The 20536-nt window shown below is 74.3% G+C and carries 20 protein-coding genes; 14 read left to right on the top strand and 6 right to left on the bottom strand.

The window, feature by feature from the left end; translation table 11 throughout:
* The first annotated feature begins 50 nt into the window (after positions 1 to 50).
* Both PIR53_16760 and PIR53_16755 read left to right on the top strand, forming a co-directional pair.
* The gene (locus tag PIR53_16760) at positions 51 to 647 is read left to right on the top strand and encodes a PadR family transcriptional regulator (GenBank protein WZH51658.1); all 597 of its coding nucleotides are present in this window, start codon (positions 51 to 53) and stop codon (positions 645 to 647) included.
* Positions 644 to 2722, top strand: coding sequence for an NADPH-dependent 2,4-dienoyl-CoA reductase (locus PIR53_16755; GenBank protein WZH51657.1), 2079 nt, complete (start codon positions 644 to 646; stop codon positions 2720 to 2722). Before PIR53_16760 ends, PIR53_16755 begins: the two co-directional genes overlap by 4 nt.
* 76 nt (positions 2723 to 2798) lie before the next feature.
* On the opposite strand, the gene PIR53_16750 is transcribed toward PIR53_16755, so the two are convergent.
* Both PIR53_16750 and PIR53_16745 read right to left on the bottom strand, forming a co-directional pair.
* Positions 2799 to 4016: a pyridoxal phosphate-dependent aminotransferase gene (locus PIR53_16750; GenBank protein WZH51656.1), complete on the bottom strand. Its 1218-nt coding sequence runs from the start codon at positions 4014 to 4016 to the stop codon at positions 2799 to 2801.
* Between the two features lie 55 nt (positions 4017 to 4071).
* Complete coding sequence (locus PIR53_16745) at positions 4072 to 4560, bottom strand: ribonuclease HI (GenBank protein ID WZH51655.1); 489 nt, start codon at positions 4558 to 4560, stop codon at positions 4072 to 4074.
* Positions 4561 to 4693: 133 nt separating this feature from the next.
* On the opposite strand from PIR53_16745, the gene trxA reads away from it, so the two are divergent.
* Both trxA and PIR53_16735 read left to right on the top strand, forming a co-directional pair.
* The gene (gene trxA, locus PIR53_16740; protein ID WZH51654.1) at positions 4694 to 5095 is read left to right on the top strand and encodes a thioredoxin; all 402 of its coding nucleotides are present in this window, start codon (positions 4694 to 4696) and stop codon (positions 5093 to 5095) included.
* Between the two features lie 186 nt (positions 5096 to 5281).
* Positions 5282 to 6253, top strand: coding sequence for a hypothetical protein (locus PIR53_16735; protein WZH51653.1), 972 nt, complete (start codon positions 5282 to 5284; stop codon positions 6251 to 6253).
* Positions 6254 to 6360: 107 nt separating this feature from the next.
* On the opposite strand, the gene PIR53_16730 is transcribed toward PIR53_16735, so the two are convergent.
* Positions 6361 to 7401, bottom strand: coding sequence for an LLM class flavin-dependent oxidoreductase (locus PIR53_16730; protein WZH51652.1), 1041 nt, complete (start codon positions 7399 to 7401; stop codon positions 6361 to 6363).
* A gap of 251 nt (positions 7402 to 7652) precedes the next feature.
* Between PIR53_16730 and PIR53_16725 the strand changes: the two genes are divergently transcribed.
* Both PIR53_16725 and PIR53_16720 read left to right on the top strand, forming a co-directional pair.
* Complete coding sequence (locus PIR53_16725) at positions 7653 to 7940, top strand: hypothetical protein (GenBank protein ID WZH51651.1); 288 nt, start codon at positions 7653 to 7655, stop codon at positions 7938 to 7940.
* A gap of 13 nt (positions 7941 to 7953) precedes the next feature.
* Positions 7954 to 8298, top strand: a complete 345-nt coding sequence (locus PIR53_16720) for a TfoX/Sxy family protein (GenBank protein ID WZH51650.1) — start codon at positions 7954 to 7956, stop codon at positions 8296 to 8298.
* Between the two features lie 28 nt (positions 8299 to 8326).
* Here PIR53_16720 and PIR53_16715 read toward each other — a convergent pair whose 3' ends face one another.
* Positions 8327 to 8620, bottom strand: a complete 294-nt coding sequence (locus PIR53_16715) for a DUF1905 domain-containing protein (GenBank protein WZH51649.1) — start codon at positions 8618 to 8620, stop codon at positions 8327 to 8329.
* Between the two features lie 119 nt (positions 8621 to 8739).
* Here PIR53_16715 and PIR53_16710 point away from each other — a divergent pair, with 119 nt between their 5' ends.
* Entirely contained in the window at positions 8740 to 9303 is a 564-nt protein-coding gene (locus tag PIR53_16710; GenBank protein ID WZH51648.1) for a dihydrofolate reductase family protein, read from the top strand.
* Between the two features lie 10 nt (positions 9304 to 9313).
* Here the strand turns inward: PIR53_16710 and PIR53_16705 are convergent, their stop codons facing one another.
* On the bottom strand, positions 9314 to 9874 hold the full coding sequence (locus PIR53_16705) for a YbaK/EbsC family protein (GenBank protein WZH51647.1): 561 nt from the start codon (positions 9872 to 9874) through the stop codon (positions 9314 to 9316).
* A gap of 17 nt (positions 9875 to 9891) precedes the next feature.
* On the opposite strand from PIR53_16705, the gene PIR53_16700 reads away from it, so the two are divergent.
* On the top strand, positions 9892 to 11055 hold the full coding sequence (locus PIR53_16700) for a hypothetical protein (protein WZH51646.1): 1164 nt from the start codon (positions 9892 to 9894) through the stop codon (positions 11053 to 11055).
* Between the two features lie 16 nt (positions 11056 to 11071).
* Here PIR53_16700 and PIR53_16695 read toward each other — a convergent pair whose 3' ends face one another.
* The gene (locus PIR53_16695; protein WZH51645.1) at positions 11072 to 11815 is read right to left on the bottom strand and encodes a class I SAM-dependent methyltransferase; all 744 of its coding nucleotides are present in this window, start codon (positions 11813 to 11815) and stop codon (positions 11072 to 11074) included.
* 47 nt (positions 11816 to 11862) lie between these two features.
* Here PIR53_16695 and PIR53_16690 point away from each other — a divergent pair, with 47 nt between their 5' ends.
* The 6 genes from PIR53_16690 to PIR53_16665 all read left to right on the top strand — a co-directional run bounded on the left by PIR53_16690 (position 11863) and on the right by PIR53_16665 (position 20336).
* On the top strand, positions 11863 to 12234 hold the full coding sequence (locus tag PIR53_16690) for a TraR/DksA C4-type zinc finger protein (protein ID WZH51644.1): 372 nt from the start codon (positions 11863 to 11865) through the stop codon (positions 12232 to 12234).
* 177 nt (positions 12235 to 12411) lie between these two features.
* Positions 12412 to 14034, top strand: coding sequence for a M20/M25/M40 family metallo-hydrolase (locus PIR53_16685; protein WZH51643.1), 1623 nt, complete (start codon positions 12412 to 12414; stop codon positions 14032 to 14034).
* 146 nt (positions 14035 to 14180) lie between these two features.
* The gene (locus tag PIR53_16680; GenBank protein WZH51642.1) at positions 14181 to 14531 is read left to right on the top strand and encodes a pyridoxamine 5'-phosphate oxidase family protein; all 351 of its coding nucleotides are present in this window, start codon (positions 14181 to 14183) and stop codon (positions 14529 to 14531) included.
* Between the two features lie 59 nt (positions 14532 to 14590).
* The gene (locus PIR53_16675; protein ID WZH51641.1) at positions 14591 to 16102 is read left to right on the top strand and encodes a DUF3375 domain-containing protein; all 1512 of its coding nucleotides are present in this window, start codon (positions 14591 to 14593) and stop codon (positions 16100 to 16102) included.
* Complete coding sequence (locus tag PIR53_16670) at positions 16099 to 16809, top strand: DUF4194 domain-containing protein (protein WZH51640.1); 711 nt, start codon at positions 16099 to 16101, stop codon at positions 16807 to 16809. Before PIR53_16675 ends, PIR53_16670 begins: the two co-directional genes overlap by 4 nt.
* The gene (locus PIR53_16665; GenBank protein WZH51639.1) at positions 16806 to 20336 is read left to right on the top strand and encodes an SbcC/MukB-like Walker B domain-containing protein; all 3531 of its coding nucleotides are present in this window, start codon (positions 16806 to 16808) and stop codon (positions 20334 to 20336) included. Before PIR53_16670 ends, PIR53_16665 begins: the two co-directional genes overlap by 4 nt.
* Positions 20337 to 20536 lie beyond the last annotated feature (200 nt).

Here is a 20536-nt window from a genome sequence, read left to right as displayed (position 1 = left end):
CGCTGTGCAACTAGTTGCACTGCAACCCGTTGCATGGCACGCTCCTCCCCATGGCCCTCGAACACGTGCTCCTCGTGGCGCTGCGCGAGCGCGGCGGCTCCGGCCTCGAGCTCACCCAGCGCTTCGAGCGCACCCTCGGCAACTTCTGGCAGGCCAGCCACCAGCAGATCTACCGGACGCTGGGCCGCATGGCGGAGGACGGCTGGGTCGACGTCGAGACGGTCGCGCAGACGGGTCGGCCCGACAAGAAGGTCTACGCCGTCTCCCCGCTCGGCGCGAAGGTGCTCGCCGAGTGGCTGGCGACGCCCTCCACCCCCGAGCCGCTGCGCACCGAGGTGGCGGTGAAGATGCGCGGCGCGGCGTACGGCGACCGCTCGGCCGTGCTCGCCCACCTCGCCGTCCGGCGGGAGGAGCACCGGGCGCGGCTGCGCACCTTCGAGGCCATGGCCGCCGAGCAGTTCCCCGACCCGGGGGCACTCACCGGGCCGGCCCTCGACCGTTGGCTCGTGCTGCGCGGCGGGCTGCTCATGGAGCGGTTCTGGATCACCTGGCTCGACGAGTACCTGACGGCGCACGGCGCGCCGAGCACCCACCCCGACACCCACCCCGACACCGACCCCGACACCGACCGCGAGGAGTCCCGATGACCGTGCCCACGGCGTACCCCACCTTCCTCAGCCCGCTCACCGTCCCCACGGCGCACGGGCGGGGCAGCGTCACCCTGCGCAACCGCAGCGTCATGGGCTCGATGCACACCGGGCTCGAGGACGGGTTCTGGAACATCGGGAAGCTGGCGGCCTACTTCGCCGAGCGCGCCGCCGGTGGGGTCGGGCTGATCGTGACGGGCGGCTACGCGCCCAACAAGCGCGGCTGGCTCAAGCCGCTGGGCTCCGAGATGACGAGCCGGCTGCAGGCCGCGCGCCACGTGCAGGTCACCGATGCGGTGCACGAGCACGACGCGAAGATCGTGCTGCAGCTCGTGCACGCGGGGCGCTACGGCTACCACCCGCTCAACGTCGGCGCGTCGCGTCGGAAGAGCCCGATCACGCCGTTCCGTCCCACGGCGCTCAGCACGAAGGGCGTCGACCGCACGGCGAGCGACTTCGCGCGGGCGGCGCGGTTGGCGCAGCGGGCGGGCTACGACGGGGTCGAGATCATGGGGTCCGAGGGCTACCTCATCAACCAGTTCCTCGCCGCCCGCACCAACGACCGCACGGACCGCTGGGGCGGCTCGGCGACGAAGCGGATGCGGTTCGCGATCGAGGTCGTGCGCCGCACGCGCGAGCTCGTCGGCGACGACTTCCTGCTCGACTACCGCATCTCGCTGCTCGACCTCGTCGAGGACGGGCAGACCTGGGACGAGACGGCCGAGCTCGCGCAGGCGCTCGTCGAGGCCGGCGTGGACGTCTTCAACACGGGCATCGGCTGGCACGAGGCGCGGGTGCCGACGATCATCACGCAGGTGCCGCGGGCCGCGTGGCGCGACTCGACCGCGCGCCTGCGAGCGGCGCTGCGGGAGGCCGGCATCGCCACGCCGGTGTGCGCGTCCAACCGCATCAACGCGCCGGAGGTGGCCGAGGACATCCTCGCCGCCGGGGAGGCCGACCTCGTCTCGCTCGCGCGGCCGTTCCTCGCCGACGCCGAGCTCGTCGCCAAGGCGGCCGCCGGGCGGGCCGACGAGATCAACACGTGCATCGCCTGCAACCAGGCGTGCCTCGACCACATCTTCAGCAACAAGAAGTCGTCGTGCCTGGTGAACCCGCGGGCGTGCCGCGAGACGACCCTGGTGCTGAGCCCGACGCGGACCCGCCGCACCGTCGCGGTCGTGGGCGCCGGGCCCGCGGGGCTCGCGGCTGCCGTGTCGGCCGCGGAGCGCGGCTTCGCCGTCACGCTCTTCGAGCGCAACCCCCACCTCGGCGGACAGTTCCAGCTCGCGATGCAGATCCCCGGCAAGGAGGAGTTCGCGGAGACGCTGCGCTACTACACGCGCCGCCTCGAGGTGCTGGGCGTCGACGTGCGCCTCAGCACCACCGCCACCCCCGACGACCTGGCGGGCTTCGACGAGGTCGTCGTGGCGTCCGGCGTCGAGCCGCGCGTCCCGTCGATCCCGGGGATGGACCACCCGAAGGCCGTCTCGTACGCCGACGTGCTCGCCCGCCGCGTCACCTGCGGCCAGCGGGTCGCCGTCATCGGCGCCGGCGGCATCGGTGTCGACGTCGCCCACTTCCTCACCCACGACCCGGCCGAGACCATCGACGACGTCGCGACGTGGAAGTCGCACTGGGGCGTCGGCGACCCCGCTCTCGACCGCGGCGGGCTGACCGAGGCCAAGCCGCGCGCCGTGGTGCGCGAGGTCTACCTGCTGCAGCGCAAGACCACACCGATCGGCGTCGGCCTCGGCAAGACCTCCGGCTGGGCCCACCGGGCCGTGCTCAAGCAGTCGGGTGTCGTGCAGGTCTCGGGCGTCACCTACGACCGCATCGACGACGACGGCCTGTGGGTGACGGTCGACGGGGAGCAGCGGTTGTACGCCGTGGACCACGTCGTCGTGTGCGCCGGGCAGGAGTCCGTGCGGGACGTGTACGACGCGTTGGACGGCTCCGCGGCGTACCCGTCCGGCGGCGCGGTGCACCTCGTCGGCGGCGCGGACGTCGCGGCGGAGCTCGACGCGAAGCGCGCCATCGAGCAGGCCACCCGCGTCGTGGCGGGGATCGCCGGCTGAGGGCTTCTTCGGGACGTCATGCGCCGCGGTGGCCCCGGCCGCCGACGCGCATGACGTCCCCGAGGAGGGAGGGGCCTCAGCGGCGCAGCGTGGCGAGGAAGTCGGCGATGCGCTCGATGGCCTCGGTCAGCATGTCGACGTCGGGCAGCGTCACCAGGCGGAAGTGGTCGGGCTCGAACCAGTTGAATCCCGTGCCGTGGGTGACGAGCAGCTTCTTCGCCCGGAGCAGGTCGATGACGAACTCCTGGTCGTCGGTGATCCCGAACATCTCCGTGTCGAGCTTCGGGAAGCAGTAGAGCGCCCCCATCGGCTCCACGCAGCTGACGCCCTCGATCTCGTTGAGCAGGCGCCACGCGGTCTTCGACTGCTCGTAGAACCGGCCGCCCGGCCCGATGTACTCGCTGATCGACTGGTAGCCGCCCAGCGCCGTCTGGATCGCGTGCTGCGCCGGCACGTTCGCGCACATCCGCATGTTGGAGAGCAGCGTCAGGCCCTCGAGGAAGTCCTCCGCCAGGTGCTTCGGGCCGGAGATCATCACCCAGCCGGCGCGGTAGCCGCAGACCCGGTAGGCCTTCGAGAGCCCGGAGAAGGTGAGGCAGAGGACGTCGTCGCCGGCGTACGTCGCCGTGTGGTGGTGCACCGCGTCGTCGAAGAGGATCTTCTCGTAGATCTCGTCGCTCATCAGCACGAGGTCGTGGCGCCGGGCGATGTCGACGAGGCCCTTGACGGTCTCCTCGCTGTAGACCGCGCCCGTCGGGTTGTTCGGGTTGATGATCACCAGGGCCTGGGTGTTCGGGGTGATCTTGGCCTCGATGTCGGCGAGGTCGGGGTTCCACCCGTTCTCCTCGTCGCAGCGGTAGTGCACCGGGGTGCCACCGCAGAGCGTCACCGCGCCCGTCCACAGCGGGTAGTCCGGCGCCGGCACGAGCACCTCGTTGCCGTCGTCGAGGAACGCCTGCAGCACCAGCGAGATCATCTCGGAGACGCCGTTGCCGATGAAGACGTCGTCGACGGACGTCTCCGTGAGGCCGCGGGACTGGTAGTACTGCGCCACCGCCGTGCGCGCCGAGTAGATCCCGCGCGAGTCGGAGTAGCCCTGCGCGTCCGGCAGGTGCGTCACCATGTCGGCGACGATCGACTGCGGCGCCTCGAAGCCGAACGGCGCCGGGTTGCCGATGTTGAGCTTGAGGATGCGGTGGCCCTCCGCCTCGAGCCGCTGCGCCTCGACGAGGATCGGACCTCGCACGTCGTACCGGACGTTCTGGAGCTTCTTGCTCTGCACGATGGGCCGCATGGGCGTCAGTGTCGCAGTCGGCTCCGGCACGACGCACCCGGGTTTCGGCGAGCGGTCAGACCTGCTTGGCCGCCTGCACCGCCAGGCGGTCGACGAGGTCGTTCATGCGGTTGCCCGAGTGCCCCTTCACCCACCGGAAGGCCACGTCGCCGCGGGCGTTGACCTCCTCCACGAACGGCTCCCAGAGGTCGCGGTTCGCGACCGGCTGCCGCGCGCTGTTGGTCCACCCGCGCTGCAGCCACCCCGCCCACCAGCGGTCGCGGAAGCAGTTGACGACGTACGTCGAGTCGCTCACCACCACCAGCGGGCCCGGGTTGGCCCGGACCGCCTCGTAGGCGGCCCGCACCTCCATGCGCTGGTTGGTCGACGCGGCCTCCCCGCCCGCGGCGTACCGCTCCTCGTCGATCGCCCACGCCCACCCGCCGGGTCCGGGGTTGCCGGAGCACGCCCCGTCGGTGAACACCTCGATCGCGCCGGGCGGCGCGACCATGTCGGCGGGCCGGGGTCGGGTGCGGGTGGCGGTACGGCGCGGGCGGGGCGGCATCGGGCTCCTCGGGCTGGCTGGGGTCGGGCTGGGGATCGGGCTGGGCGAGGGGGAGACGCTAGCCGGAACGGGGAACACCCGCCCGCCCGGCCTCGTTGGAGCGAGGGACAGGCCCGACGACGAAGGAGCGGCCATGAGCACGGTCAACATCGGATCCACCGACTTCGAGAGCACGATCACCGACAACGAGCTGGTGATCGTCGACTTCTGGGCGGAGTGGTGCGGCCCGTGCAAGGCCTTCGCGCCCGTCTTCGAGAGGGCGTCGGAGTCGCACGGCGACGTCGTGTTCGCCAAGGTCGACACCGAGACGGAGCAGCAGCTGGCCGGCGCCGCGCAGATCACGTCGATCCCGACGCTGATGGCGTTCAAGAAGGGCACGCTCGTCTACCGCGAGGCCGGCGCCCTGCCGCCCGCGGCCCTCGAGCAGCTGATCACCGGCCTGCGCGACCTCGACCTCGACGCGGCGCTCGCCGAGCACGCGAAGGAGCAGGCCGAGGGCGGGGCGTCGCCCAACGGGCAGGAGCCCCCGGCCTGAGCCTGGGCGCGCCTGCGGACCCCTGCGGAAGGGTCACGAACGACGGCTGATCCGGCGATCGGGACGGCGTTCGTGCCCCTTTCCGGACGGCCCGCTGGTCGTCCCCAGGCCCACGGTGGGCCGCATCCCTCCCCAGGCGCGGCGATGACGCCCTGAGCGCCGTCCGGGCGGGGTCATCGTGGGCGGGTGGCCACCGCTGACGCATCCGAGGATCCCGAGCACGCCGACCTGGTCGAGCTCGGCCGCGTGCGGCGCGCCGGGTGGACCCGGGTGGTGCACGGGGCCCACCGGCAGGTCGATGCACCGTCCGAAGCGCCTGACCTCGACCTGCTCGCGGTGCAGCAGGTGCTGCCACCGTCGGCGGTGCTGACCGGGTTGACGGCCGCCCGGGCACGCGGGTGGTGGCTGCCGCTGCTGCCCGACGACGTGCCCGTGTTCGCGAGCGTGCCGCGGGGCAGCGGCCGGGTGCGGCGCCCCGAGGTGCGGCTCGCGAGGACGGCCGACGCGGCACCGAGCGAGACGCTGTCGGGCCTCCGCCTCGCGTCGGCGCCGCGGACGCTGCTCGACTGCGGGCGTCTGCTCGGCACGCTCGACCTGGCCGTCGTCGTCGCGGGCGCACTCCACGCCGGGGTCCCCCGAGCGGCCGTGACGGAGGCCGCGCACGGGGCCGGTGTCCGGGGCGGGCCGCGCCTCCGCGCCGCGTCGGACCTGGTGCTCGACGGCGCGGAATCGGCCATGGAGGTCGTCCTCGGCGCGCTGTGCCTGGTGCTGGGCCTCGACGTCGAGGCCCAGCGCGAGGTCCGGGACGCCGACGAGCAGCTCGTCGCCCGCGGCGACCTGTGGATCCGGGGGACCCGGACCCTGGTCGAGTACGACGGCGCCACGCACCGGGAGGCGGACGCACAGCGCGACGACCTCCGCCGCGACCGCCGCCTGGGCGCCGTCGCCTGGGGTCGCATCGCGGTGACCCGCCACGACCTCCTCGGCCAGGTCGGCACGCTGGCCCGCGATCTCGATCGTGCAGCGGGACGGGACCACGACCCGTCACGCCTGCGGCCGTGGCGGGCCCTGCTGCGGGAGAGCACGCAGACCCCGGCCGGCACGGCGTGGCTGCGCCAGCGCTGGGCCCCGCGTCGCATGCCACCGCGAGCGGCATGAGTGCGCGCCGTACCGGAAGGGGGCACGAACGCCACCCAGGACGCCGGATTGGCTGTCGTCCGTGACCCTTTCCGCGCCAGGCCCCCAGGCCGGCGGGGGAAGGCCCCTCAGTCCGCCAGCAGCTCCCGCACGCGCGGGGCGACCTTCGTGCCGTAGAGCTCGATGCACCGCAGGAGCTGGTCGTGCGGCTGCGGGCCGTTGGAGTACTTCAGGTCGAACCGGTCGATCCCCAGCGTGCGCACGGTCGCGACGATCTTCTGCGCGACGGTCTCGGGCGACCCGACGTAGAGCGAGCCCGCGTCGGCCTCGGCGTCGAACTGTGCCCGCGTCGCCGGGCCCCAGCCCCGCTCGCGCCCGATGCGGTCGCGGTTGGCCTTGAAGTGCGGGAACAACAGCTCGCGCGCCTCCTCGTCGGTGTCGGCGACGAACCCGGGCGAGTGCACGCCGACGGGCAGCCGCTCGTCGGCCTGCTCGGGGTGCAGCTCGCGGAGGGCGCGGTGGTAGAGCTCGACGTACGGCGCGAAGCGGCCCGGCTCGCCGCCGATGATCGCCAGCATCATGGGGAAGCGGTAGTGGGCGGCCCGCACCACCGACTCCGGTGACCCGCCGACACCGACCCACGTCGGGATGCGGCCGGCGGCGGTCGTCGGGAAGACCCGCGCCCCCTGCAGCGGCCCGCGCACGGAGCCCTCCCACGAGACCTCGCCCTCGCCCTGCAGCGCCGCCCACAGGTCGAGCTTCTCCTCGAACAGCCGCTCGTAGTCGCCCAGGTCGAGCCCGAACAGCGGGAACGACTCGGTGAACGAGCCCCGGCCCATCGTGACCTCCGCCCGCCCGGGGGCGAGCGCGTCGAGGGTGGCGAAGCGCTCGTACACCCGCACGGGGTCGTCGCTGCTCAGCACCGTGACGGCCGTGCCGAGGAGGATGCGCTCCGTGCGGGACGCGATCGCCGCCAGCACGATGTCGGGCGCCGAGACCGCGTAGTCGTCGCGGTGGTGCTCGCCGATGCCGATGGCGTCGATGCCGATCCCGTCGGCCAGCACGGCCTGCTCGACGAGGTCGCGGATCACCTGGCCGTGGGGCACCGGGGCACCGGTGGCGTCGGAGCTGACGTCGCCGAACGTGTCGAGGCCGAGCTGGACGTTCATGGGGTCCTCCGTGGGGTCGTTGAGCGCTCAACCAGCGTACGCCGACGCGCGGCTCGCGACCGCAACCGCGCCCGCCGACGACCCCGCCCTCATCCCCGCGTCACCTGCCGTTCACCGTGGTGCCGGAGGTCCGTCCACAGCGTGCCGCGACGACCCTGAATTCGGCGCCGAACTGTGGCACCATCGTCGCGTCGGAGCGCGGCGTGCGCTCCGGTTTTTCTTTCTTCTGGAGCAGAGAGCGAGGGGAGCAGATGCACACCGCCGAGGAGCGCACGCAGGACGGGACCGACGCCGTGCGGGAGTACGTCGCGCTCGACCGCGCCCTGCGCCGGCTCGAGGCCAAGGACCCCGGCCAGTCGGCCGTGCTGCGGCTCCAGCTCAACCGTGCCCGCGCCGCCTACCTCAAGGCCGGTCCGCGGGGCGAGCAGACCTACACCGAGCTCCTCGTCGTGCTCCACGCCGCCTGCGCCTCCGCGCTGGTCGAGGTGGAGGGCGGCTCCGGTCCGTCCGTCGACGACGCCAGCCCCGTCACCCGCTGAGGTCCGGGACGCCGTGGCCCGCGACCCGCGTCGTACGGCCGGGGAGGCGGTGCTCGCCGACCTCGCGGTCGACCACCTGGGCCGCCCCGGTGTCGGGCAGCGCCGCATGTTCGGCGGCGACAGCCTCACCGTGCGCGACAAGATCTTCGGCTTCGTCGACACCGAGGGGAACCTCGTCGTGAAGGTGCCGACCGAGCGGGCCGACGAGCTGGTCGCCACCGCGGGAGCCCACCGCATGCGGATGGGACGCGGGGAGGCCCGGGAGTGGGTCGGCGTCCCGCCCGCCGCCGACGGCGGCGACGCCCTCTGGGGTCGGGTGCTGGCGGAGTCGTTCGCCTACGTGGCGGGCGACGCCTGAGCAAGCGCCGCGACAGCGACGCCGGGGGTCAGGGAGACGCGATCGCCACCGTCACCGTGACGACGTCGCCGAGCTCGACCTCCTCGGCCCGCCGCAGCGCTACCTTGAGCGGCACCATGTAGCCGCCGTCCCGCGGGAAGATCGCCGTCGTCATGCTCGTGCGACCCACGGTGACGGTCGCCGGGATCATCCCCCAGCCGTAGGTCACCGCCCCCGCCACCGCGTGGATCTCGTCGGTCTCGTCGGGCGGCACGGCCACGAAGTGGAACGGCGCCGGCCCACGCCAGTGGACGACCTCGCCGGAGAACGTCAGCTCGAGCACCCGGCCACCGTACGACGCGGGTGACGTCCCGGGCAGCCCCGATGACTTCCGGGTCGGTGGGGGGTCAGACTCGCCGTACCCACCGCCCCGCCGCCGGCGGGCGAGCCCAGGAGGAAGCCATGCGCCCCATCGTCGTCACCGAGTTCGTCAGCCTCGACGGGGTCGTCGACTCCCCCGGGGGCGGCGACCACCCGCACGCGGGCTGGACCTTCAAGGACGTGCCGTTCGTCGAGGAGGCCTACGAGATCAAGGGTCGCGAGATGGAGACGGCGACGGCGCTGCTGCTGGGTCGGCGCAGCTACGACGAGTTCGCGCCGGTGTGGCCCTCCATGGAGGAGTTCGCGGCCTACAACGCGATGCCGAAGTACGTCGTGTCCTCCACCCTGCAGGACCCGGAGTGGTCGGGCACCCAGGTGCTGCGGAGCCTCGACGACGTCGCCGCCCTGAAGGAGACCGAGGGCGGCGAGATCCACGTGCACGGCAGCGCCACCCTCGCGCAGGGCCTGCTCGCGGCCGGCCTCGTCGACCGGCTCCACCTGCTGACGTTCCCGCTCGTGCTCGGCAGCGGCAAGCGGCTCTTCGCCGACGACGCGGACAAGGTCGCGCTCACGCTGGTCGAGCACGCGACGTACTCCAACGGCATCCAGCTCGCCGTGTTCGACGTGGCCCAGCCGGGCAGCTGAGGCGCCGGCCTCAGCGACCGAGGTCGGCGACGACCTCGGCGCCGGGGACCGCGACGAGCGAGGAGCCCGGCAGCAGCAGCTTGGAGCGGCGCAGCCCCGATCCGATGACGGCGACGGGGGCCGTGCGGGCCCGCTCGTCGACGAGCACCCGCCAGGCGCCGGGCAGGCCCACGGGGGTGATGCCGCCGTGCTCCATGCCGGACTCCGCGGTCGCCCGCTCCATCGGCAGGAACGAGCACTTGCGCACGTCGAGGGACCGCTTGACCAGGCCGTTCACGTCGGCGCGGGTGTCGGCGCGCACGACGCAGGCGGCCACCCGCTCCTCGCCGTCACGGCGCCCGGCGACGAGCACGCAGTTGAAGGACATCTCCGGCAGCAGGGCTGGGTAGGCCTCCACGAGCGTCGCCGTGTCGGCCAGCGCGGGGTCGATCTCGGCGACGCCGACGGCCCCGGCGGTGACGGGGTCGGCCGCCGCCCACGCCTGCAGCGCCGCCGCGACGGGGGCCGCCACGAGGTCGAGGTGCTCGAGCGCCGGTCGGCTCCGCAGTTCTCCGATGCTGGGGGGCGTCATGGGTCCATCATGCGTGCATGACGCGCCCCGGCTCGGCCCCGGTGGTGGCGGCGGCGTTCGCGGCCCAGGGGTTCGGGTACGCCGCGGTCGTCACCGCGCTGCCCGCGATCAAGGACCGGTTCGCGTTCGGCGACGCGTTCGTCTCGGGCCTCCTGCTCGGCGTGTGCGTCGCCGCCGCGGTCGGGTCGGTGCTCGCCGACCTCGTCGCCGTGCGGTGGGGCAGCCGCCAGGCGCTCGCCGGGGGCCTCCTCGTGCAGGCCACCGCGCTCACCGTGGCGGCGACGGCCGGCTCCCTGGGCCTCTTCGTGGCAGCGACGGCCGTGTACGGCGCGGGCCTGGGCGCCGTCGACGCCGCCAGCAACATGCAGGGCGTGCTCGCCGAGCGGCGTCGGGGCCGACCGCTGCTGGGGCGCTGCTACGCGGCGTACACGGCCGCAGCGGCGCTCGGCGCCCTCACGACGGCCGGGATCGCGACGACGGAGCTGTCCGGCACGACCGGCATGGTGGTGGCGGCGGTCCTGCTCGCCGGCGTCGCCCTCGTCGGCGTGCGGCTGTTCGACCACGCTCGCGCCGCCCGCGAGCCGGGGGGCGGGCCCGGAGACGAGGGTCGGGGACCGTTGCCCGGGCGGGGCATCCGGATCGTCGGTGCCCTCGTGCTCGTCGCGTTCGCCGTCGACGCCGCGGTGTCGACGTGGAGCACGGTCTACCTCGACGGGCTCGTCGCGGACGCGGCGCTGGCTCCGCTGGGGTACGCCGCCTACCAGGGCACCGTCCTCACCACGCGGCTGGTGACCGACGTGCTCGTGCGTCGGTCGGGCCGGGCGCCCGTCGCGCTCGCGGGGATCGTGGTCGGCGCCGTCGGCTGCGGCCTCGTCGCCGTCGTCCCCGGGGTGCCGGGCGCCGTGGCGGGGTTCGCCCTGGCCGGCGTCGCGACGGGGACCCTGGTGCCGCTCGCCTTCGGCGCGGCGGGCGAGCTCGCGCCCGGACGCAGCGACGAGGTCGTCGCGCGGGTCAACCTCTTCAACTACGCCGGCGTCGTGCTGGGCGCCGCCTCGCTCGGCGTGGTCGGCGAGGGCCGGGGCCTGGGGATCGCGTTCGCGCTGCCGGCGGTGCTGCTGCTGGCGGCGCTGCCGCTGGTACGCCGCGCGTTCGGCGGCGCCGTGGTCGCGCGCGCCGCCTGAGCCGGACCCCGGCGGGTCAGTCCCGGGGCGTCCACCGCACGCAGATGCAGGTGTGGGGCCACGCGATCATCCCGTCGCCGCGGTCCTGCTCCTCGACCGCGCGCTCGACGATGCCGCGGGCCCGGTCGAGCAGCGCCTCCCGCTCGTCGTCGGGCAGGGTCGCGATCCCCGAGTGGGTCGCGAGGTTGTTGACGACCTGGTCCACGGAGACCCACCAGGTCCAGCGGATCGCGGCGAGCTCGGACTCCCCCTCGGGCAGCCCGACGTCGTCGGGGCTCCAGTCCGCCGTGCGCGGCGGGGCCGGGTCGAGCGACTCGATCTCGGCCACCCAGCCGCCCTGGTCGTCCTCGACCGTGTTCCAGAGCAGCGCGAGGCTGCCGCCGGGGCAGAGCACGCGACGTACCTCCGCCACCGCCGGCTCGAGCTCGACCCAGTGCCACGCCTGCCCGAACAGCACCAGGTCGACGGAGGCGTCGTCGAGCGGCAGCTCCTCGGCCCGCCCCACGCGCCGCTCGGCGTCCGGCACCCGCTCGGCGAGCTGGGCCAGCATGGCCTCGTCCGGGTCGATCGCGACCACGTCGAGGCGCCGGTCCACGAGGGCGGCGGTGAGCTTCCCCGTGCCGGCGCCCACGTCGGCCACGCGGCGCGGGTCGTCGGCGAGCACCCAGTCGAGGGCCTCCGCCGGGTAGTCGGGCCGGTAGCGGTCGTAGTCCTCGGCGAACGAGCCGAAGACGCGGGCGCGGGTGGGATCCGGGGTCACCCTCTCGACCCTAGGCCGTCGAGCCCGCGCGTGGCAGGCTCGAACGGGTGACCGACCCCGCGCTCGAGCCTCCCGCGGACGCGGACGCGCTCCGGACGGAGCGTGCCGCCACCCTCGCGCGCCTCACCCGCCTCCGGGAGGAGCACGCCGCGTTCGTCGCCGCCAGCCGCGACAGCAACGCGGACGACGAGCACGACCCCGAGGGCGCCACCATCGCGTTCGAGCGCGCGCAGGTCGAGACGCTGCTCCGGGAGGGCACCGAGCGGCTGCGGGAGATCGACGCCGCGCTGGACCGGGTGGCCCGGGGCGCGTACGGCGTGTGTGCCGTCTGCGGCCGTCCGATCGACCCCGCGCGGCTCGCGGTGCGGCCCTCGGCCACCACCTGCGTGCCGTGCGCGAGCCCGGCCCGGCGCCGCTGACGTGAGGGTGCGCACGGTTCACACCGGGCGTCGGAGCACGTAGCGTGCGGGTCCTCACACCGGCTCGGCGCGCATCGGGGTGCGCCGCGCGGACGAACGAGGGCACTCGGGGTGCTCGATCGGGAGGTACACGTGAGGACGAGCTCGATGCTGTCCGGACGCACCAGGCGTCCGGTGATGGGGACCGTGACCGCCGTCGTCACCGGTCTCGCCGTGGCGGCCGCCACCGGTCCTGCTGCCGCCGGACCCGGGGACGACGACCGGGGCCCCGGGCGGGCACCCGGGCACGGCCATGGTCCGGGCCACGGGCACGACGCGCCCGACCTGTCCGAGACGGTCACAGGTGCCGCGGTCCACGACCACCTCGAGCAGCTGCAGGCGATCGCGGACGCCAACGGCGGCAACCGCGCCGTGGGCACGTCGGGCTACGAGGCGGGCGCGGCCTACGTCGAGGAGGTCCTGACGGCGGCCGGCTACGCCCCGGAGCGCCAGTACTTCGACGTGGAGTCCTACGAGGTCGAGACCGTCGTCCTCGAGGTCCCGGGCGTGGCGCTCGAGCCGGTCGCCATGTCGTACTCCTCCTCGACGCCCGCCGGCGGCGTCACCGCCCCGCTGACCACCCCGGCCACCGATCCGCTGGGCTGCGACGCGGCGGCGTACGCGGGCGGGGACGTCACGGGCGACGTCGTGCTCGTGGACCGCGGCACCTGCTCCTTCGGCCAGAAGGCGACGGCGGCAGGGGCGGCCGGGGCGGCCGGCGTGGTCGTCGCGAACAACACCGACGGTGCCCTCAACGGCACGCTCGGCGAGACCCTCGAGGGGTCGGCCCCCGCGGTCGGCATCACCCAGGCCGAGGGCGCGGCGCTGCGGGAGGCGCTGGCCGCCGGTCCGCTCACCGCGACGTTCGACCTGCAGGCGTCGGTCGAGACCATCGAGACCTTCAACGTGCTCGCCGAGACGCCGACCGGCCGCGACTCCAACGTGGTCATGGTCGGCGCGCACCTCGACGGCGTGCCGGAGGGTCCGGGCATCAACGACAACGGCTCCGGCTCGGCGGCGATCCTCGAGACGGCCGTGCAGCTGGCCGAGGCCGGGCCGCTCAACAACAAGGTCCGCTTCGCCTGGTGGGGCGCCGAGGAGATCGGGCTGCTCGGCTCTGCGCACTACGTGGACGACCTGGCGACGAACGACCCCGCCGGACTGGAGTCGATCGCGACCTACCTCAACTTCGACATGGTGGGCTCGCCGAACTACACGATCGGGGTGTACGACGCGGACGAGTCGACCTACGAGGCGCCGGTCGAGGTGCCCGAGGGCTCCATCGCGACCGAGACCGTGTTCACCGACTACTTCGACTCGGTCGACCAGCCCTGGGTGGACTCGGAGTTCTCGGGCCGCAGCGACTACCAGGCCTTCATCACCAACGGCATCCCGGCCTCCGGCCTGTTCACCGGCGCCGACGGCGTGAAGACCGAGGAGGAGGCGGCGACGTTCGGCGGGACCGCGGGCGAGCTGCTCGACCCGAACTACCACACCCCGGACGACGACATCACCAACGTGTCGCAGGAGGCCCTCGACATCATGGCGCCGGCCATCGGCCACGCCACCCAGGCCCTGGCGGAGAGCACCGAGACCGTCAACGGCGTGCCCGGGGCGCCCGACTGGAGCAGCGAGCAGCGCTACCACCGGGGTGACCGCGTCGTGCACGACGGCCGCCTGTGGGAGGCCACGCGCCCCTCACGGGACAAGGAGCCGAGCACCCGCCGGAGCTCCCCGTGGCGGGTGGTGAGCGCCGGCTGACCCTCCGCGCCGCGCGGCGCGCAGGGCCCTGATCCGTGCCGCGGGTCGACGTCGGGGGGCGTCGGCCCGCGGCACGCCTGTCCGGAACCCGCCTCGTGCAGCCCCGGCTTGACCTCAACCGCGGTCGAGGTTGTCCCATCGTCGCCATGCCCCGCCGCGCACCGACCGACGCCGAGCTCCGCGTCCTGTCCCGCCCCACCGGCCTCGCCCGGATGGCCACCGTGGACGCCGACGGCCTGCCCCACGTCGTACCCACCGTCTGGAAGCACGACCCCACCACCGGCGACCTGCTGCTGACGGGCCGGTCCCTCGCCGGCACGGTGCGGGTGCGCAACGTCGCCGCCCACCCGTGGGCCGCCGCCGTCATCGACGGGGTGGGGGACGGTCCCGGCTGGCGCCCGTGGGGGGTGACGCTGCGTGGCCCGGCACGGTACGACGCGGACGCCGCCGCCATCCGCCTGACGCCGACCCACGTCTCCTCCTGGGGGCTCGACTGAGCCGGTAGCCGTCCGCCATGGCATCCTCACCCGGTCACGACACGGCTGGGAGGACTGCGATGAGCGACGTCGCCGACGAGCTCGCGCGCATGCGCGAGGCGTTCGAGCAGCCGACGCTCCGCCTCCTGCACCAGCAGCACGCGCCGCTCGTGCTCACGATCTTCCGGCTGGCCTTCGGCCGCGACAACCAGCCCGTGCCGACGAGCCGCCTGCACCACCAGGTCGAGACCTACCTCGACGAGCTCCGGATGGCGGGCGTCGAGGGCCTGCCCAGCGGCACCGGGCGCGAGCTGTGCCTCACCTGGATGCGCCGCAAGTGGCTGATCCGGGCCAACGCGGCGGACGGCGACGGCGAGGTCTACGTGCTGACCTCGTCCGCCCAGGAGTCGCTCGAGCAGGCCCGCTCCCTGGCCCGCGAGCGCGCGACCCTGTCGGAGCACCGGGTGGCGACGATCGTGTCGGCGTTCCGACGCTTCAACTCCGAGGCGAACCCCGACCGCACCACCCGTGTCACCCTGCTCAACGACGAGATCAACCGGCTGCGCGTCGAGCGCGACCGGCTGATCGACGGCGGGGAGATGCCGCCCGCCAGCGAGGACTACATGGCGGAGGGCTTCGGCGAGCTCCGCTCCCTCGTCAGCGCGCTGCCCAGCGACTTCGCGCGCGTGGAGGAGGCGTTCGCCCGCATCCGCAACGACATCCACGACGCGTTCCGGGCCGACGAGCGGCCCGCGGGAGAGCTCGTCGACGACTACCTCGCACGCATCGACCAGCTCACCACGGCGACCCCGGAGGGACGGGCCTTCGAGGGCGCGTTCCCGCTGCTGCGCGACGAGGACCTGCTCGGCCAGCTGCGCGCCGACATCGCGGCCCTGCTGGAGCACCCCAGCACCGACGCGATCCTGTCCGAGGCCGACCGCCGCGAGCTCCGCGACACCGTGAAGCTCATCCGCGCCGGCCTCGACCGCGTGCTCGTGCAGCGCAACCGCGCGACCGCGACGCTCCGCAGCAACATCGAGGCCCGCGACGTCAACCGCGACCGCGAGCTCGAGCGCGTGCTGCGGCACCTCGAGGGGCGGCTCGGCACCTGGTACGCCGCGACCGGTCCCCGCGCGACCGCCGGCGTCCCGCTCCTCGCCGAGCGGGCGGGCGTCGACCACCTCCGGGAGCGCTTCTTCGACCCCAGCGAGGAGCGGGTGCCGCCGCCGCTGGAGCCCGTCGACGACACCGACGGCGGCGACGTGTCCTGGGACGAGCTGCGCGCCGCCGGCGGCCCGTCGCTCACCGACCTCGGCGACGCCCTCGACACGGTGCTCGACCCGATGCTGCTGCCCGGCCCCGCGACCCTCGCCGAGCTCTTCGACTCCCTGCCGGTGCACCTGCGGCGGCCGGTCGAGGTCATCGGCCTCCTCCACCTCGCCGAGCGCCGCGGGCTGGTGGACGGCGACGGGTCCACCGACGTCGTCACCGTGCGCCCCGACGGCTCGACCCGCACCCTGCGGCTGCCCACGGTGCTGACCCGCACCACCCACCCCGACGACGACCCCGATCTCCCGGAGGACGCCCGATGACCGACACCGACACCGGGGTCGACCTCAACCCCGAGCTCGAGGCGACGAGCTCGCTGTCGCTCTTCGAGGGCGACGAGGGTGGTCTGCTGCTCGAGCAGCGCCGCGCCCTGCTCGCGCTGGTGAAGCTCCGGTTCATCACGGCCCGCACCCACCCCCGCGAGTGGGCGGCGCTCATGGAGAACCCCCGCGCGATCGTGTCGCGCCTCAACGACCTCTTCCTCGAGCTCGTCGTCGACACCGAGCGCGAGGTGGCGTTCAAGCGCCAGGCCGTGCCCGAGGCGGGCGGACGCTTCCCGACGCTGCTGCACGACACCGCGTGGAACCGCGAGGAGACCATCACGCTCGTCTTCCTCCGCAACCGTCACTTCACGGACTCCGCGCGGGGCGAGGAGCGCTCCTGGGTGGACGTCGCCGAGATCGTCGAGCACCTGCTCTCGATGCGCCCGGCCGACGCCACCGACGACGCCGGCGACGAGGCCCGGGCCCGCAACGCGGTGGCGTCGGTCTACAAGGCCGGCCTGCTCCTGGGGCCGGCGACGGCCGACCGGTTCGAGATCAGCCCGGCCGTCGAGACCCTGCTCCCGCTGGAGCGGCTCGTCGACCTGCTGTCGTGGCTGGAGGAGCAGGCCGCCGAGCAGCCCACCGACGAGAGCACCGCGACCGACGAGAGCACCGCGACCGACGAGACCCCCGAGGACGAGGCGTGACCGAGGAGACGACGGAGACCACCGGGGCCTCCCTCGAGCCCGAGCTCGAGGCCGACCCCGAGCTCGAGGCCGACCCGGCGCTCGACGCAGCCGACCTCGCGGCGTACACCGCCCCCGACGTCCCCGACGAGGGCCTCCTGGAGGCCGCTGACGAGGCGCTCTTCGGCATGCACGGCGCCACCGAGGGCAGCACGCAGTGGCGGATCACCTCGCTGCAGCTCGTCAACTGGGGTGGCTTCAACGGCCACCACGTCGTGCCGCTGCACAGCGAGACCACGCTGCTGACCGGTGCGTCGGGCGTCGGCAAGTCCTCGCTGCTCGACGCGTGGACGACGCTGATGATGCCGTCCGACACGCGCCTCAACGGCGCGTCCAACGACGTCGCACCCGGGCGGGCCCGCTCGGCGGGGCAGCGCAGCCCGCTGTCGTACCTGCGCGGTGTCGTCGACCAAGCCGAGGACCGCGCCGGCGGTGGATCGCGCCAGGTCACGCTCCGTGGCTCCGACGAGGACACGTGGGGCGCCGTCGCCGCGACGTTCGTCGACGACCGGCAGCGGCGGTTCACGGTGCTGCGCATCTTCTACGTGCCGCGCCGCGCCACCCGCACGAGCGACGTGCTGACGCGCCTCGCGACGGTGGAGGGCGAGCTCGACCTCTCCGAGCTGCAGCAGGCCGTCGGCTCCCGCTTCGCGCCGCGCGAGCTGCGGGCGCTGTTCCCCCGGCTGCAGTGCCACGAGACCTACGCCGTGTTCGCCGCCCGCCTCCACGCCCGCCTCGGCATCGGCGCGAACGGCGACGGCGACAAGGCGCTCCGGCTCCTCGCGCGCATCCAGGCCTCGCAGCCCGTGCGCTCGGTCGACGAGCTCTACAAGGAGATGGTGCTCGAGCGTCCCGCGACGTACGCCGCGGCCGACCGCGCGGTCGAGCACTTCGACGACCTCGAGGCGTCCTACGAGACGATGGTGACGGAGCAGCAGAAGTCCGACCTGCTGGCCCCGATCGAGGACCACCACCGCGTGCTCGTCGCGGCGCAGGACCGGATCGGCGAGCTCGACGCCTACGGCGCCACCTCCCCCGGGCCGTCGCCCCTGCGGCTGTGGGAGCTGCGCCGCCACGCCGGCCTGCTGGCCGAGGCGGTCCGCGCCAACCAGGCGGCCCGCGAGACCAACCGCGACCGACGCGCGAGCATCGCGCGCCGGGTGGCCGACCTGCAGGTCGAGCTGTCGACGGCCCGCGAGGCCCACCGCGGCGCGGGCGGCGAGACGCTCGAGCTGCTGGGTGCGGAGCTGAAGAAGGAGCAGGCGCGCGCCGAGGAGCTCGCGGAGCGCCGCGACCGGCTCGCCCCGCGGGCCGCCGTGCTGGGCGTCGACCTCACGTCGGCGGAGTCCTACGCCGCGGCCCAGGCGGAGGGCCGCGTCTTCCTGGCGGGGTACGACGCGGAGCTCGCCCGCCTCGAGGACGGCGTCGTCGACGTGGCCCGGCGCCAGGGCCCGCTGCTCGAGCGCCGCGCGGAGCTGCGCAAGGACCGGGCGTCGCTGGCGGGACGCCGTGGTCGCGTGCCGCGCGAGCTCGACGAGATCCGCCGGCTGCTCGCGGAGGCCGCGGGGCTGACGACGGCCGAGCTGCCGTTCCTGGCCGAGCTCGTCGAGGTGCGGCCCGACGAGGAGCGGTGGCGCACCGCGATCGAGACGGTGCTGGGCGGCGCGGCCCGCCAGCTGCTCGTGCCGGCCGAGAGGCTGCGCGACTTCTCCGCCGCGATCGACCACCTCGACCTGCCGCGCCGGATCACGTTCGTCGGCGCCGACCTCGACGTCGACCCGCCGGCCCCGGGCTCCTCCGACCGCATCTCGGGGAAGCTCGACCACCAGGACGGACCGTTCGCGGGCTGGGTGCGCTGGTACCTCGCCGATCCCTCCCGCGACGCCCTCTGCGTCGAGTCCGCCGCGGACCTCGACGGCAAGGGCTTCCGGGTCACCCTGGCGGGCCAGACCCGCTCGGGCCGCCGCGGCTCCCACGGACGTAGCGGCGGCGCCGACATCATCGGCTTCTCCAACACCGAGGCCCTCGCGGCCGTCGACGCGGCCCTCGGCCGGATCGAGGACCAGCTCGACGCGCTCGACCGCGAGCGCACCGAGGTGGCGGGCCGCAAGCGCGCCGCCGAGGCCCGGGTCGCGGCGTACCAGGCCATCGCCGACATCCCCTTCGCCGACCTCGACGTGGCGAGCAGCCAGGAGCGCTGCGACGAGCTGAGCGCGCAGCGCGAGCGCGTGCTCGGCTCCGACGCCCACCTGCGCACGCTGGCCGGGCAGGTCGACGAGATCGAGGCGGCGATGCGCGCCGCCGAGGTCGAGCGCACCCTGGCCGCCGACGAGCGCGCCGAGCTCGAGCAGGAGCACGCGCGGCTGGTCGACGCTGAGGACGCCTGCCACGACGAGCTCGACCGCGTCGAGCAGGCCACGCAGCTCACCGACGACCAGGCCGCGCGGCTCGACGCCGAGTTCGCCGCCGCCGTCGGGCCCGGCGTCGAGGGATCGCTCGAGCGCTTCGCCGAGAACTGCTCGCGCCTGCGGGACCGCCTCGGCGAGGCGGCGCGGACCGCGTCGGAGCAGATCGCGGCCGCGTCGCGCGAGCTGGTGCGGATCTTCACGCTCTACGCCGAGCGCTGGCCGGACCCCAACCGCGGCACGGCGCTCACCAGCTACCGCGACTACGCCGACATCCTCGCCGAGATCCGCCGCACCGGCCTCGCCGACCGCCGCGAGGAGTGGCGGCGCCGCCTGGCCGACTGGTCGGGCCAGGACCTCGTGCCGCTCGCCGGCGCCATGGCCGCCGCGATCGAGGACATCGAGGACCGGCTCGCGCCGATCAACGACATCCTGCGGCGCCTGCCGTTCGGGGCGGGCTCCGACCGGCTGCGCATCCGGATCCGCCGGCTCACCCCGACCGAGGTGACGCTCTTCCTCGGCGACCTGCGCGAGCTGTCGCAGGGCACGAGCGAACGCCTCACCGGCGAGGCGCTGGAGGCCCGGTTCGTGCGCCTCCAGCGGTTCATGGCCCAGCTGCGCACGGCCGACGACCCGCGCGCCGGCGCGGCCGAGGCACGCCTGCGGGACGCGCTCCTCGACGTACGGCGCCACGTGGAGGTCTCGGCGGAGCGCTACGACCCGCGGACGGGGGCGCACCAGGCCTGGTACCGCACCCTCGGCGAGAAGTCCGGCGGCGAGTCGCAGGAGCTCATCGCGTTCGTCATCGGCGCGGCACTGCGCTTCCGGCTGGGTGACGAGCTCCGCTCGCGGCCGCGGTTCGCGCCCGTGTTCCTCGACGAGGGGTTCGTCAAGGCGGACGCCGAGTTCGCCGGCCGGGCCGTCGCCGCCTGGCGGGGCCTCGGGTTCCAGCTCGTCGTGGGTGCCCCCTTCGACAAGTTCACGGGCCTGGAGCGCCACATGGACGAGTTCCTCGAGGTCGTGAAGAACCCCGTGACCAACGCCGCCCGCGTGCGACGTGTGGTGGACGCCACCTCCGTCTAAGGGATTCCCTCACGTAATCCGCGTGACGATCCTGCGTCCTCCCACGACCAACCCAGGTTGGAACGTGTTCGGGAGGGACTCATGACGAAGCCGGATCAGCTGCGCCGCGCACCACGGACCGCACGGGCGGACGACGCGCGCCCCGCGCGCCGGAGTCGCCGATCGGCGCCGTCCCGGCGACCGGCCTCGCTGGCGGAACA

The organism is Nocardioides alkalitolerans (assembly GCA_038184435.1).
GTDB classification, from domain to species: Bacteria; Actinomycetota; Actinomycetes; order Propionibacteriales; family Nocardioidaceae; genus Nocardioides; species Nocardioides alkalitolerans_A.
The sequence above is the reverse complement of the archived record's forward strand: the minus strand, read 5'-3'. Positions and strand labels throughout refer to the sequence as shown.

Excerpts from the sequence above, each read along its gene's own strand:
- PIR53_16760 (WZH51658.1), top strand. The coding sequence starts at position 51 with ATGGCCCTCGAACACGTGCTCCTCGTGGCGCTGCGCGAGCGCGGCGGC.
- PIR53_16755 (WZH51657.1), top strand. The coding sequence starts at position 644 with ATGACCGTGCCCACGGCGTACCCCACCTTCCTCAGCCCGCTCACCGTC.
- PIR53_16750 (WZH51656.1), bottom strand. The coding sequence starts at position 4,016 with ATGCGGCCCATCGTGCAGAGCAAGAAGCTCCAGAACGTCCGGTACGAC.
- PIR53_16745 (WZH51655.1), bottom strand. The coding sequence starts at position 4,560 with ATGCCGCCCCGCCCGCGCCGTACCGCCACCCGCACCCGACCCCGGCCC.
- trxA (WZH51654.1), top strand. The coding sequence starts at position 4,694 with ATGAGCACGGTCAACATCGGATCCACCGACTTCGAGAGCACGATCACC.
- PIR53_16730 (WZH51652.1), bottom strand. The coding sequence starts at position 7,401 with ATGAACGTCCAGCTCGGCCTCGACACGTTCGGCGACGTCAGCTCCGAC.
- PIR53_16725 (WZH51651.1), top strand. The coding sequence starts at position 7,653 with ATGCACACCGCCGAGGAGCGCACGCAGGACGGGACCGACGCCGTGCGG.
- PIR53_16710 (WZH51648.1), top strand. The coding sequence starts at position 8,740 with ATGCGCCCCATCGTCGTCACCGAGTTCGTCAGCCTCGACGGGGTCGTC.
- PIR53_16705 (WZH51647.1), bottom strand. The coding sequence starts at position 9,874 with ATGACGCCCCCCAGCATCGGAGAACTGCGGAGCCGACCGGCGCTCGAG.
- PIR53_16700 (WZH51646.1), top strand. The coding sequence starts at position 9,892 with ATGACGCGCCCCGGCTCGGCCCCGGTGGTGGCGGCGGCGTTCGCGGCC.
- PIR53_16685 (WZH51643.1), top strand. The coding sequence starts at position 12,412 with ATGGGGACCGTGACCGCCGTCGTCACCGGTCTCGCCGTGGCGGCCGCC.
- PIR53_16680 (WZH51642.1), top strand. The coding sequence starts at position 14,181 with ATGCCCCGCCGCGCACCGACCGACGCCGAGCTCCGCGTCCTGTCCCGC.
- PIR53_16675 (WZH51641.1), top strand. The coding sequence starts at position 14,591 with ATGAGCGACGTCGCCGACGAGCTCGCGCGCATGCGCGAGGCGTTCGAG.
- PIR53_16670 (WZH51640.1), top strand. The coding sequence starts at position 16,099 with ATGACCGACACCGACACCGGGGTCGACCTCAACCCCGAGCTCGAGGCG.